Source organism: Paraherbaspirillum soli (genome assembly GCF_042654985.1).
GTDB classification, from domain to species: domain Bacteria; phylum Pseudomonadota; class Gammaproteobacteria; order Burkholderiales; family Burkholderiaceae_D; genus Paraherbaspirillum; species Paraherbaspirillum soli.
Genome location: NZ_JBHSMT010000013.1, coordinates 83441 through 96065, shown reverse-complemented (window position 1 = coordinate 96065; position 12625 = coordinate 83441). Strand labels below are relative to the sequence as shown.

The following is a 12625-nucleotide window of genomic DNA, read 5'->3' as shown; positions in this document are numbered from 1 at the left end:
CAGGTAAAAAACATGAGCAAAATCAAACTTCGTCCACTCTGTGTGCTGGCATTCGTGCTGTCCGGTTGCGCCGTCGGTCCCGACTTCAAGCAGCCTGACGCGCCGGCCGTGCAGGGTTACACCAAAGAACCGCTGGTCACGAAAACCGCTGCCGCCGACACCGGCGGCGGTAACGAACAGCAGTTCGTCGAACGCATGGATATCCCGGCGCAGTGGTGGACCCTGTTCGAGTCGGCGCCGTTGAATGCCGTGATCGAACAGGCGCTCAAGGCCAGTCCGGATCTGCAATCGGCGCAAGCCGCATTGCGCGCAGCCGAAGAGCAAGTGTCGGTGCAGCAGGGCGCATTTTTCCCGAGCGTCAACGCCAGTCTTACGCCGACCCGTCAGAAGCCGGCCGCAGCGGCGGGGCAGGGAACGTCGCCGTTTAATCTGCATACCGCCCAGGTCAACGTCGCCTACACGCTGGATGCGTTTGGCGGCAATCGACGGCAGGTCGAGGGCTTGCAGGCGCAGGCCGAACAGCAACGCTTTCAGCTGGAGGCGGCCTATTTGACATTGACCTCGAATGTGGTGGCGGCAGCGGTGCAGGAAGCCTCGTTGCGGGCGCAAATCAGTGCGACCCAGGAAGTGCAGAAGGTGCAGACGGAGTTGCTCGAGCTGTTGCAGCGCCAGTACCGGCTTGGCGATGTGGCGATGGCCGACGTCATGACTCAGCAGGCGGCGCTGGCGCAGACCCGGGCCGGTTTGCCCGCTTTGCAGAAATCGCTGGCGCTGCAGCGCGACAGATTGACTGCGCTGGCAGGGCGATTCCCGAGCGAAGAACTGGAGCAGAAATTCGAATTGGCGCAGCTCGCCTTGCCGCAGCAATTGCCGCTCAGCCTGCCATCGAACCTGGTTCGGCAACGGCCCGATGTGCGTGCCGCCGAAGCCCAATTGCATGCCGCCAGTGCGGCAGTCGGGGTGGCGACCGCCAACATGCTGCCGCAGATTACGCTGAGCGCCAGTATCGGCAGCGCGGCCGCAAAAATGGGTGATTTGTTTACTTCCGGCACCGGCTTGTGGACTCTGGCTGGCGGCTTGACCCAACCGTTGTTTGCCGGCGGTGCGCTATTGCATAAGAAGCGTGCGTCCGAGGCATTGCTGGAGCAGGCGGCGGCGCAATATCGCAGCACCGTGATCGTCGCCTTCCAGAATGTGGCCGATAGCCTGCGCGCCTTGCAATACGATGCCGAGGCGCTACAGGCGCAGGTGGCGGCGGAACGGGCAGCCGCCAACAGTCTGGCTATTACGCGCCGTTCGGTGCAGCTCGGCGCTGCCAGCCCGCAGACGCTGCTGACCGCGCAGCAAACTTACCAGCAGGCGGTGATCAATCTGGCGCAGGCGCAAGCTGCGCGCTATGCGGATACGGCGGCCTTGTTCCAGGCGCTGGGCGGCGGTTGGTGGAACCGCGACCAGGCGCTGGCCAGCAATAAGTTGAAATAAATCGCGATGCCGGCCATGCCATCCCGATTAAATTTTCTGGTATTATCGGCAGCTTCTGGTTGACTGTCGGCATCGGTATGTCAACCCAAACGGAAAACGACATCTGTAAGAGCGAGAAAGGCATCCTGGTTATGACACCGCGAACTACCACCACAATTTGCGAGCGACACTAGTCGAGGTCTTTTTCCTATGGATGTTGAAAAAGCGCGGCTGGTTCGCGTTTTTTTTCGTCCGCGTTTTTGTAAAGAATTGTTCAATTTAATCTGGCGTCGCTCAACTGATGGCGACGGCCGCTATGGAGTTCAAAATGATTTCAGTCAAACTTCCCGATGGTTCGCAGCGTCAATTCGAGGCGCCGCTGACAGTCGCCCAGGTGGCCGCCAATATCGGCGCCGGTCTGGCCAAGGCGGCGTTGGCCGGCAAAGTCGACGGCAAGTTGGTGGATACTTCTTACCTGATCGATCGCGATATCGAGCTGGCGATTGTGACTGACAAGGATGCCGATGGCCTGGAAGTGATTCGCCATTCGACCGCCCACTTGCTGGCATACGCGGTCAAAGAGCTGTTCCCGGATGCGCAAGTCACCATCGGACCGGTGATCGACAATGGCTTTTTCTACGATTTCTCGTACAAGCGGCCATTCACCCCGGACGACTTGGTCGCAATTGAAAAGAAGATGGCTGAACTGGCGAAAAAGGACGAGCCGGTGACGCGCAAAGTATTGCCGCGCGACGAAGCGGTCGCCTATTTCAAATCCATCGGCGAAGCCTATAAAGCTGAAATTATCGAGTCGATCCCGCAGGACCAGGACGTGTCCCTGTATACAGAAGGTAATTTCACCGACCTGTGCCGCGGTCCGCACGTGCCGTCGACCGGCAAGCTGAAGGTATTCAAGTTAATGAAGCTGGCCGGCGCATACTGGCGCGGCGATTCCAAAAATGAAATGTTGCAACGCGTGTATGGCACTGCCTGGGCCAAGAAAGAAGAGCAGGAAGCCTATTTGCACATGCTGGAAGAGGCCGAAAAGCGCGATCACCGCAAACTGGGACGCGCGCTCGACCTGTTTCATTTCCAGGACGAAGCGCCGGGTTTGATTTTCTGGCATCCGAAAGGCTGGACTGTCTGGCAACAAGTCGAGCAATTCATGCGTCGCGTCTATCAGGATAATGGTTATCAGGAAGTCAAGGCGCCGCAGATTCTCGATCGTTCGCTGTGGGAGAAGACCGGTCACTGGGATAACTATCGCGACAATATGTTCACCACAGAATCGGAAAATCGCAGCTATGCGCTGAAGCCGATGAACTGCCCAGGGCATATCCAGATTTTCAATTCCGGCTTGCATAGCTATCGCGACCTGCCGTTGCGCTACGGCGAGTTCGGCCAATGCCATCGCAACGAATCGTCCGGCGCCTTGCACGGCATGATGCGGGTGCGCGGTTTTACCCAGGATGACGGCCACATTTTCTGCACCGAAGAGCAAATCCAGGAAGAGGTTGCGGCATTCGATAAAGTGGTGCGTCAGGTGTATACCGATTTCGGCTTTACCGAAGTGGCGGTCAAGTTGGCCTTGCGGCCGGACAAGCGGGTGGGCGACGATGAGGTCTGGGATAAGGCCGAAATTGCGCTGCGCGAAGCGATCCGGGCCTCCGGCACCGAGTGGGAAGAATTGCCGGGCGAGGGCGCGTTCTACGGTCCGAAGATTGAATACCATCTGAAAGACTCGATCGGCCGCTCATGGCAATGCGGCACCATGCAGGTCGACTTTTCAATGCCGGGCCGCCTTGGTTCAGAATATGTCACCGAAGACAATGGCCGCAAAGTGCCGGTCATGTTGCACCGGGCGATTGTCGGTTCGCTCGAGCGTTTTATCGGCATCCTGATCGAGAATCATGCCGGCGCGTTGCCGCTATGGCTGGCCCCGGTGCAGATCGTTGTTTTGAATATTTCCGATGCGCAATCGGAATATGTGCAGAATGTTGCGCAAACTCTGAAGAAACAAGGCTTTAGAGTCGAGACCGATTTGCGTAATGAGAAGATTACCTATAAAATACGGCAGCATTCTTTGCAGAAACCGCCTTATATACTGGTTGTTGGTGATAAAGAGCGGGATGCAAACACAGTGGCCGTGCGTGCGCGGGGCAACGTTGATTTAGGTGTCATGCCGATCGACGTGCTGGTGGAGCGCCTCAAGAACGAGGTCGATACCAAAGCCTGAACGGGGTAACCTGTAGCGCAAAGAGCACGGCTTAATTATTTGATTTTTAAAGGAAACTACAATAGCTACGGACAAGTCACATCGCATCAACGGCGAAATTACTGCGCCTGAGTTGCGCCTAACCGGTGTCGAGAACGAAGCCCTCGGCATCGTTTCTTTGGCTGAGGCCTTCCGCCTGGCGGAAGAGGCAAACGTTGATCTGGTTGAAATCGCACCGACGGCGCAGCCGCCAGTAGCCCGCTTGATGGACTATGGCAAGTTCAAGTACCAGGAACAAAAGAAGGCGCACGAGGCGAAGTTGAAGCAGAAGGTCATCCTGGTGAAGGAAGTCAAATTCCGCCCAGGTACCGATGATGGCGACTACAACATCAAGCTGCGCAATCTGACCAAGTTCCTGGAAGATGGCGACAAGACCAAAATCACGCTGCGTTTCCGCGGTCGTGAAATGGCGCACCAGGACATCGGTATGCGGATGCTGGAACGTCTGAAGCAAGATCTGGAACCGTATGGACAGGTCGAGCAGTGGCCGAAGATGGAAGGGCGCCAAATGATCATGATCATTGGGCCTAAAAAGAAAAAGTAATCACGGCTGTGGAATCGAGCTTATAAACCGCCGAAGCGTGGCGGTTTTCTTTGTTCCCAACTGATTAAAAATTTTGAGTGGTTTAAGTGCTTAATCGCTCAAAAGCAGCAGGCTAAACTCTGCTGCCAAATCTGGCTGTGGAAATGATGCAGCTGGGTTTAAACAAGTGAGAGCAGGCATCCAAGCGTAACGAACTGTTGCCACCTGCAATCATGTTAAAAAAGGAGCTGTCCCTAAGGACAGATAGTGTCATGCCAAAAATGAAGACGAAAAGCAGCGCCAAAAAGCGCTTTCGTGTGCGTCCAGGTGGTACTGTTAAACGCGGTCAAGCGTTCAAACGCCACATCCTGACCAAGAAAACTACCAAAAACAAACGTCAATTGCGCGGTTCCGTCGGTGTCCATGAAACAAACATGGCTTCCGTGACTCGCATGTTGCCAACCGCTTAACCTCACACTATTAAGGAGTTATTATGCCTAGAGTAAAACGTGGGGTTACAGCTCGTGCCCGTCATAAAAAAGTTCTCGCCCTTGCCAAGGGTTACCGCGGTCGCCGCAGCAAAGTCTACCGTATCGCCAAGCAAGCAGTCATGCGCGCTGGTCAATACGCGTACCGCGATCGTCGTAACAAGAAGCGCGTATTCCGTGCATTGTGGATCGCTCGTATCAACGCCGCTTCGCGTGAGCATGGCGTTACCTACAGCGTATTCATGAATGGTCTGAAACGTGCTTCGATCGAACTGGACCGTAAGGTTCTGGCCGATATGGCAGTGATGGACAAGCCGGCATTTGCCGCGATTGTCAATCAAGTGAAGGCCAACATCGCTGCGTAAGTGATGACGTAGTTTTGCTGACGCTGCCGCGCAATCAGGCGGCGCAGCAATCTCCAGCGGGGCAGAGGTCAACACCTTATGCCCCGCTTATGCATTCAACCGCCGCTTAATAGCGCTTTTAATTGCAATATACGGCCACTTAGCGCCCTTTTCAGCTTCACTGTGAGGCAGGAAACACTGCATGAATTCCCTAGAACAACTCGTAACGCAAGCCCAAACCGATTTTGCTGCCGCCGTAGATGCTGCCGCTTTGGAAAACGCCAAAGCCAAATATCTGGGCAAGACTGGCCAGATCACCGAGCAGATGAAAGGGCTGGGCAAGCTGGCGCCGGAAGAGCGCAAAGTCCAGGGTGCGGTCATCAACCACGCCAAAGAGCAGATCGAAGCCGCGCTCAATGCCCGCCGTGATGCGTTGGCAAATGCGCAGATGCAAGCACGTCTGAATGCCGAAGCGATCGACGTGACGCTGCCGGGCCGCGGTCGCGGCGTCGGCGGGATTCATCCGGTTATGCGTTCGTGGCAGCGCATCGAAGAGATTTTCCGTTCGATCGGTTTCGATGTGGCCGACGGCCCCGAAATCGAAACCGACTGGACCAACTTTACCGCATTGAACAGCCCGGAAAATCACCCGGCGCGTTCGATGCAGGACACCTTCTATATCGAAGGCAACGACAGCGACGGCAAGCCGCTGCTGCTGCGCACCCATACCAGCCCGATGCAGGTACGTTATGCGCGCATGAACAAGCCGCCGATCAAGGTGATCGCGCCAGGCCGTACTTACCGGGTCGATAGCGATGCCACGCATTCGCCGATGTTCCATCAGGTCGAAGGCCTGTGGATTGCTGAAGACATCAGCTTTGCCGACCTCAAGGGCGTGTACCTGAATTTCGTCAAGGCGTTCTTTGAAACCGATGACTTGCAGGTGCGTTTCCGGCCATCGTACTTCCCATTTACCGAACCTTCGGCCGAGATCGATATCGCCTTCGGCAGCGGGCCGCTGAAAGGTCGTTGGCTAGAGGTGTCCGGCGCCGGTCAGGTGCACCCGAACGTGGTGCGCAACATGGGACTGGATCCCGAAGAGTTCATCGGCTTTGCGTTCGGCTCCGGCATCGAGCGTCTGACGATGCTGCGCTATGGCATCAACGATCTGCGCCTGTTCTATGAAGGCGATCTGCGTTTCTTGAAACAATTTAACTAAAAAGCTGTTCGCCGAAGACGCTGGGATTGTTTTGAAATAAAGCCGCAACACGGCACACAATCCGGCGTTCCCTGCTTCTGTGACTAAAGGTTTTTGAAGGTTTTACCTATGCAATTCTCTGAAAGCTGGCTGCGTACCATGGTCGATCCGAAGATGACTTCGGACGAACTGTCCCATTTGCTGACAATGTCCGGCCTCGAAGTGGAAGAGGTCGAGCCGGTCGCGCCGCCCTTTACCAATATCGTGGTCGGGCTGGTACTGGAGACCGCAAAACATCCGAACGCCGATCGCCTGAACGTGTGTCAGGTGGATGTCGGTACCGGCACCACGTTGAATATCGTCTGCGGCGCGCCCAACGTTCGGCCCGGCCTCAAAGTGCCATGCGCGATGGTCGGTGCGGTGCTGCCGCCGGGCGCCGACGGCCAGCCGTTCGAAATCAAGCTCGGCCAGTTGCGCGGCGTCGAGTCGCAAGGGATGTTGTGCTCCGCGCGCGAACTCAAGCTGTCGGAGGACCACGGCGGCTTGCTGGAATTGCCGCACGATGCGCCTGTGGGCCGCAATTTCCGTGATTATTACGAGCTGAACGACCTTAAGTTCACGATCAAGCTGACCCCGAACAAAGCCGATTGCTTGTCGGTGCTGGGTGTCGCCCGCGAAGTCTCTGCGCTGACCGGTACGCCATTGAAGCAGCCGGTGTTCCAGGCCGTCGGCACGAGCACGGATGAGACATTGCCGGTCAAGATTTCAGCGCCCGATTTGTGCGGCCGCTTTTCCGGTCGCGTGATTCGCGGCTTGAACGCCAAGGCGCCGACTCCGCATTGGATGAAGCAGCGCCTGGAGCGCAGCGGCCAGCGGCCGATTTCGGCCTTGGTCGATATTTCCAATTACGTGATGCTGGAACTGGGCCGGCCGAGCCATGTGTTCGATCTGGACAAGATCCACGGCGGCCTTGAGGTGCGCTGGGGCAAAGCAGGCGAATCGCTGAAACTATTGAACGGCAACACGGTTGAAGTCGACGACTGGATCGGTGTGATCGCCGACGATCATCAGATCGAATCGCTGGCCGGCATCATGGGCGGCGACGCCACCGCGGTATCGCTGGAGACGCAAAACATTTATCTGGAATCCGCTTTCTGGTGGCCGCAAGCGATCCAGGGTCGCGGCCGTCGTTTCAACTTCTCAACCGATGCTGCGCATCGTTATGAGCGTGGCGTCGACTTTGCTACCACGGTCGAGCACCTCGAGCGGATTACTGCATTGCTGATTGAAATCTGCGGTACCGCAGAGACCAAGGTCGGTCCGATCGACGATCAAAGCGTCAACCTGCCGCAACGGACGCCGGTGCGCGTGCGTACCGCGCGTGCGATCAAGGTGATCGGCGTGCCCTTGTCCGACGGCCAGATTGCGGATATTTTCACGCGGCTTGGCTTGGCGTTTGTGCAAGGGGACGGCGTGTTCACCGTGACGCCGCCGTCCTACCGTTTCGATATCGAAATCGAAGAAGACCTGATCGAGGAAATCGCCCGGGTCTACGGTTTCGAAAACATTCCGGCCTTGCCGCCGGTGGCGCCGAACGCGATGTTCATGGTTCCCGAAAACAGCCGTTCGCTGTTCACCATCCGGCGCCAACTGGCAGATCTGGATTATCAGGAAGTGATCAATTTCAGCTTCGTCGAAGAAGCCTGGGAAGCCGACTTCGCCGCCAATCTGCAGCCGATCAAATTGCTCAATCCGATCGCCAGCCAGATGAGCGTGATGCGCTCCTCGCTGATCGCCAGCCTGGTCGCCAACGTCAAATACAACCTGAACCGCAAAGCCAGCCGGGTCCGTATTTTTGAAACCGGCACCGTATATTCGCGCGATCAGCAGGTGCAGGACGGGCCGCTGTCGGTGGCTGGCTTCTCGCAACCGAAGCGGGTTGCCGCACTGGCCTACGGCCCGCAGGCCGATGAGCAATGGGGGCAAGCGAGCCGCACAGTCGATTTCTTCGATGTCAAAGCCGATCTGGAAGCGTTGTTTGCGCCAGCGTCCTTGCGCTTCGCCAAAGTGGAGCATCCGGCATTGCATCCGGGCCGCTCGGCACAAGTGCTGCTGGGCGACCAGGTGCTTGGCTTTATCGGCGAATTGCACCCGCGTTTGCAGCAGAAATACGACCTGCCGTTGGCGCCGGTATTGTTTGAAGTCGATGCCGAGGCATTGCAGCAACGGCAATTGCCGGCGTACGTCGAGATTTCCAAGTTCCCGGCGGTAGTGCGGGACCTTGCCGTAGTCGTCAAACACGGTGTTTTGGCACAGGATTTACTCGATGTTTTTGCTGCCGAACAGCAAGCAAATCCAGCCTGCCGGATTCTGCAAGCCATTGTTTTATTTGATGAATATCATGGCAAGGGCTTGGAAAACGACGAAAAAAGTCTTGCTTTCCGTTTTACCTTGCAAGATACTGAAAACACCCTGCAAGACGACACCGTGGAAGCCGCAATGGCTGCTTTGATCACCGCCGTCAGCAAATTGCCAGGTGCCAAATTACGTGCTTGAGTAACTCAAAACAGTCAAAAAATGCTCAAACAGCGTGCCATGAAAGTGGCACGCAGCTGCTACAAAGTTGACGCATCAATTGGCAATAAGCCAAAAGTGGTTGAAGCCGTGCTGAACAATGTGTCAGCCAGAGTAAATATGAAGCCTGCAGCCAAACCAGCATGATTGGCGCCGCGAAACCCAAAAAGACAGGTTGAACACCACAGAATGAACGATATGCAAACAGTTGAATTTGAATCCGTACTGGATGCCGAGCTGATTCGCGCAATGCAGGAGGCGCAAGCTCGCTCGCAGGCGGAAAAGAATTTGCCGACCTTGACCAAGGCTGAATTGGCCGAGCTTTTGTTCGAACAAGTCGGTCTCAACAAGCGCGAAGCGAAGGATATGGTCGAAACGTTTTTCGATGAAATCCGCAATGCGCTGGAGCGTGGCGAATCGGTCAAATTGTCGGGATTCGGCAATTTCCAGTTGCGCGACAAACCGCAACGTCCGGGCCGCAATCCAAAAACCGGAGAAGAAATTCCCATCACCGCACGCCGTGTGGTCACCTTTCATGCGAGTCAAAAACTCAAAGGCATGGTTGATGTCGCAAGCCCTCAACCGTTTTCAGCCTCTCATTAAGCTAATTCATGAACGATCGCATTAGTAAATCCGAACTTGTCGTACTGCCGCCGATTCCGGCCAAGCGTTATTTCACCATTGGCGAAGTCAGCGAGTTGTGCGGCGTCAAGCCGCATGTGCTGCGCTATTGGGAGCAGGAATTCACCCAGCTCAAGCCAGTCAAGCGGCGCGGCAATCGCCGCTATTACCAGCATCATGAAGTGCTGCTGATTCGTCGTATCCGCGAGCTGCTGTACGAACAGGGCTTCACCATCAGCGGTGCCCGCAACAAGCTCGACAGCCGCCTCGGCGGCGCCGAATCAGCCGAGTTTGCCGAGGCTCCGCAAAGCGACGTCAATATCGCGGAAGTGCGTCACGAGTTGGAACAAATCCTGGCATTGCTGACGCCTCCTGTGCCGGAAACCGCAAAGTAGTCGCCGTATCAGGGAAGGGGGGATCATCCTCCCTTTTTTATATTTGAAACCACCGTTTGCAAAACCGGTTTTCGCTGCCAGGAGTTCGATCGCTTCCTGGGAACCCCGCCACTAGTGGACTGTTACAGTCCACTAATTACTTTATTTATCTCCTGATCATGCTCAGTGACCCGCGCTTCCCCAATCTGTTCATCCTCAACCATCCGCTGATTCAGCACAAGCTGACGCATATGCGCAGCAAAGAAACCTCGACCCGCACCTTCCGCCAGCTGCTGCGCGAAATCACGCTGCTGATGGGGTATGAAATCACCCGTGACCTGCCGCTGACGACGCAACAGATCGAGACGCCGATGCAAAGCATGGACGCGCCCGTGATCGCGGGCCGCAAGCTGGCGGTGGTGCCGGTGCTGCGGGCCGGGATCGGCATGAGCGACGGTTTGCTGGACCTGGTGCCATCGGCGCGGGTAGGGCATATCGGCGTCTACCGCGATCCGGACACGCATCAACCGGTCGAGTACCTGATACGGCTGCCGGATCTGGCGGAGCGCACTTTTATCGTTTGCGATCCGATGGTGGCGACCGGTAACTCGGCGGTACACGCGGTGGATGTGCTGAAGAAGCGCGGCGTCAGCGACGAGCAAATCATTTTCCTGGCGCTGGTGGCGGCGCCGGAAGGCGTGCAGGTATTCCAGGACGCCCATCCAGGGGTGAAGCTGTACGTGGCCGGGCTCGATTCACATCTGGATGAACATGCGTATATCGTTCCGGGCCTGGGCGATGCCGGGGATAGGATCTTCGGCACCAAGTAGGATTTGAAGCACGGAGGTCTGCTCCGCGCTTCGTAAAAAGGGCAGAGTTTTTTCGCAGTATGTTCGCGAAAATGACTCTGCCCTTTTTTCAATTTCAGCTAATGGGGACCTCGAAAAACCTACTGCGCGGCCCAATCAGGCAAGCAATCTCAGCACTTCCTGCGCCGCCGCCACAGACGATGCCGGATTCTGCCCGGTGACCAGCTTGCCATCCACCTGCACATAGCTGTGCCAATCCGCAGCCTTGCTGTACTTGCCGCCGAGGCGTTTCAATTCCGCTTCAACCAGGAACGGCACAACGTCGGTCAGTTGCACCGCGGCCTCTTCGCTATCGGAAAAGCCGGTAACCCGTTTGTCCTTGACCAGCGACGCGCCACCGGCGGTGCGTGCGTGGCGCAATACGCCCGGCGCGTGGCATACCGCCGCTACCGGCTTGCCCATTGTGTGCATGGCTTCAATCAATGCGATCGACGTCTTGTCTTCGGCCAGATCCCACAGTGGGCCGTGACCGCCTGGATAGAACAACGCGTCGTATTCATTGGCTTTGACATCGGATAATTTGATGGTCGACGCCAACGCAGCTTTGGCCGCGCTGTCTTTGCGAAAGCGTTCGGTGGCCTCGGTCTGGGCATCGGGCGCATCGCTCTTCGGGTCGAGCGGCGGCTGCCCGCCCTTGGGCGAGGCCAGTGTGATCTCGGCGCCGGCATCGAGGAATGCATAGTAGGGCGCAGCGAACTCTTCCAGCCAGAAGCCGGTTTTCTGGCCGGTGTTGCCGAGTTGGTCGTGAGAGGTAAGAACCATCACAATTTTCATTTCAAACTCCTATAACGATGCGATAGAAAGAAGCTGTACGACGCGATGCGTACTGGCTTACGCTTCGCCGACCCGCACCACCAGCTTGCCGAAGTTTTTACCTTCCAGCAGGCCGATGAAGGCTTGCGGCGCATTCTCCAGGCCATCGACGATATCTTCGCGGTATTTCATCTTGCCGGCTGCGATCCAGGCGCTCATGTCCTTGAAGAACTCGGGATAACGGTGGCCGTAGTCGTCGAAAATGATGAAGCCCTGCATCCTGATGCGCTTTTTCAGCAAGGTGCCCATCAACAGCGACAAGCGGTCCGGTCCCGGCGGCAGGCTGCTGGCGTTGTAATGTGCGATCAAGCCGCACACCGGAACCCGGGCGCCGGTATTGAGCAAGGGCAGTACCGCATCGAAGACCGCACCGCCGACGTTTTCGAAATAGACGTCGATGCCTTTGGCGCAGGCTGCCGCCAGTTGCTGCGGGAAGTCGGCGCTGCGATGGTCGATGCAGGCATCGAAGCCCAGTTCCTCGACCACATAGCGGCACTTGTCGGCGCCGCCGGCGATGCCGATGACGCGGCAGCCCTTGAGCTTGGCAATCTGCCCGACCACCGAACCGACTGCGCCGCTGGCCGCGGCCACCACCACCGTCTCACCCGCCTTCGGCTGACCGATATCGAGCAAGCCCATGTAGGCGGTGAAGCCGGGCATGCCGAGCAAGCCGAGTGCGTAGGAGGGTTGCCCCATATTGGCATCCAGTTTGGTCAGGCCGTCGCCGTTCGACAATGCATAATCCTGCCAGCCGGAGTAGGCCAGCACCAGATCGCCAGTCTTGTAATCGGCATGTTGCGATGCCTCGACCCGCGCCACAGTGCCGCCGACCATCACCTCGCCGACCGCCACCGGCGCCGCATATGACGGCGCGTCGCTCATGCGGCCGCGCATGTATGGGTCGAGCGACAAATGGGTAGTGCGCAGCAGCACCTGACCGGCAGCGGGTGTCGGCAACGGGCTTTGCTCCAGCCGGAAATTGTTGGCAGTCGGCGCACCGTGAGGGCGTGAGGCGAGTACGATGCGGCGGTTGGTGGTTTTGCTTTGTGACATGTTGAATACTCCAGTTCGATGGAAGGGATACA

The 12625-nt window shown here is 57.1% G+C and carries 12 protein-coding genes; 10 read left to right on the top strand and 2 right to left on the bottom strand.

Annotated features, from left to right (window positions below; genetic code table 11):
- Nucleotides 1–12: 12 nt before the first annotated feature.
- The 10 genes from ACFPM8_RS07960 (at nt 13) to upp (ending at nt 10688) form a co-directional block, all read left to right on the top strand.
- Nucleotides 13–1482: an efflux transporter outer membrane subunit gene (locus ACFPM8_RS07960; RefSeq protein WP_378996828.1), complete on the top strand. Its 1470-nt coding sequence runs from the start codon at nt 13–15 to the stop codon at nt 1480–1482.
- Nucleotides 1483–1789: 307 nt separating this feature from the next.
- Nucleotides 1790–3697, top strand: a complete 1908-nt coding sequence (gene thrS, locus ACFPM8_RS07955) for a threonine--tRNA ligase (protein ID WP_378996827.1) — start codon at nt 1790–1792, stop codon at nt 3695–3697.
- 61 nt (nt 3698–3758) lie between these two features.
- The gene (gene infC, locus ACFPM8_RS07950; protein WP_378997430.1) at nt 3759–4280 is read left to right on the top strand and encodes a translation initiation factor IF-3; all 522 of its coding nucleotides are present in this window, start codon (nt 3759–3761) and stop codon (nt 4278–4280) included.
- 251 nt (nt 4281–4531) lie between these two features.
- Nucleotides 4532–4729: a 50S ribosomal protein L35 gene (gene rpmI / locus ACFPM8_RS07945; protein WP_378996825.1), complete on the top strand. Its 198-nt coding sequence runs from the start codon at nt 4532–4534 to the stop codon at nt 4727–4729.
- A gap of 23 nt (nt 4730–4752) precedes the next feature.
- Complete coding sequence (gene rplT / locus ACFPM8_RS07940) at nt 4753–5112, top strand: 50S ribosomal protein L20 (RefSeq protein ID WP_378996823.1); 360 nt, start codon at nt 4753–4755, stop codon at nt 5110–5112.
- A 181-nt stretch (nt 5113–5293) separates the two neighbouring features.
- Entirely contained in the window at nt 5294–6310 is a 1017-nt protein-coding gene (pheS, locus tag ACFPM8_RS07935; RefSeq protein WP_378996821.1) for a phenylalanine--tRNA ligase subunit alpha, read from the top strand.
- A 108-nt stretch (nt 6311–6418) separates the two neighbouring features.
- Nucleotides 6419–8845: a phenylalanine--tRNA ligase subunit beta gene (gene pheT, locus ACFPM8_RS07930; protein WP_378996819.1), complete on the top strand. Its 2427-nt coding sequence runs from the start codon at nt 6419–6421 to the stop codon at nt 8843–8845.
- 267 nt (nt 8846–9112) lie between these two features.
- Complete coding sequence (locus tag ACFPM8_RS07925; protein WP_465263048.1) at nt 9113–9466, top strand: integration host factor subunit alpha; 354 nt, start codon at nt 9113–9115, stop codon at nt 9464–9466.
- Nucleotides 9467–9474: 8 nt separating this feature from the next.
- Nucleotides 9475–9879 carry a MerR family transcriptional regulator gene (locus ACFPM8_RS07920; RefSeq protein ID WP_378996814.1) on the top strand — a complete coding sequence of 135 codons (405 nt, stop codon included), beginning with the start codon at nt 9475–9477 and terminating at the stop codon, nt 9877–9879.
- Between the two features lie 158 nt (nt 9880–10037).
- Nucleotides 10038–10688, top strand: a complete 651-nt coding sequence (gene upp / locus ACFPM8_RS07915; protein ID WP_378996811.1) for a uracil phosphoribosyltransferase — start codon at nt 10038–10040, stop codon at nt 10686–10688.
- Between the two features lie 135 nt (nt 10689–10823).
- Here upp and ACFPM8_RS07910 read toward each other — a convergent pair whose 3' ends face one another.
- Together ACFPM8_RS07910 and ACFPM8_RS07905 are read right to left on the bottom strand one after the other, a co-directional pair.
- Entirely contained in the window at nt 10824–11501 is a 678-nt protein-coding gene (locus ACFPM8_RS07910; protein WP_378996808.1) for a type 1 glutamine amidotransferase domain-containing protein, read from the bottom strand.
- 57 nt (nt 11502–11558) lie between these two features.
- Nucleotides 11559–12593: an NADP-dependent oxidoreductase gene (locus ACFPM8_RS07905; RefSeq protein WP_378996805.1), complete on the bottom strand. Its 1035-nt coding sequence runs from the start codon at nt 12591–12593 to the stop codon at nt 11559–11561.
- Nucleotides 12594–12625 lie beyond the last annotated feature (32 nt).

What these genes read in the sequence shown, in the direction of transcription:
- ACFPM8_RS07960 (WP_378996828.1), top strand. Translation starts at nt 13, where the DNA reads ATGAGCAAAATCAAACTTCGTCCACTCTGTGTGCTGGCATTCGTGCTG.
- thrS (WP_378996827.1), top strand. Translation starts at nt 1,790, where the DNA reads ATGATTTCAGTCAAACTTCCCGATGGTTCGCAGCGTCAATTCGAGGCG.
- rpmI (WP_378996825.1), top strand. Translation starts at nt 4,532, where the DNA reads ATGCCAAAAATGAAGACGAAAAGCAGCGCCAAAAAGCGCTTTCGTGTG.
- rplT (WP_378996823.1), top strand. Translation starts at nt 4,753, where the DNA reads ATGCCTAGAGTAAAACGTGGGGTTACAGCTCGTGCCCGTCATAAAAAA.
- pheS (WP_378996821.1), top strand. Translation starts at nt 5,294, where the DNA reads ATGAATTCCCTAGAACAACTCGTAACGCAAGCCCAAACCGATTTTGCT.
- pheT (WP_378996819.1), top strand. Translation starts at nt 6,419, where the DNA reads ATGCAATTCTCTGAAAGCTGGCTGCGTACCATGGTCGATCCGAAGATG.
- ACFPM8_RS07925 (WP_465263048.1), top strand. Translation starts at nt 9,113, where the DNA reads ATGCAGGAGGCGCAAGCTCGCTCGCAGGCGGAAAAGAATTTGCCGACC.
- ACFPM8_RS07920 (WP_378996814.1), top strand. Translation starts at nt 9,475, where the DNA reads ATGAACGATCGCATTAGTAAATCCGAACTTGTCGTACTGCCGCCGATT.
- upp (WP_378996811.1), top strand. Translation starts at nt 10,038, where the DNA reads ATGCTCAGTGACCCGCGCTTCCCCAATCTGTTCATCCTCAACCATCCG.
- ACFPM8_RS07910 (WP_378996808.1), bottom strand. Translation starts at nt 11,501, where the DNA reads ATGAAAATTGTGATGGTTCTTACCTCTCACGACCAACTCGGCAACACC.
- ACFPM8_RS07905 (WP_378996805.1), bottom strand. Translation starts at nt 12,593, where the DNA reads ATGTCACAAAGCAAAACCACCAACCGCCGCATCGTACTCGCCTCACGC.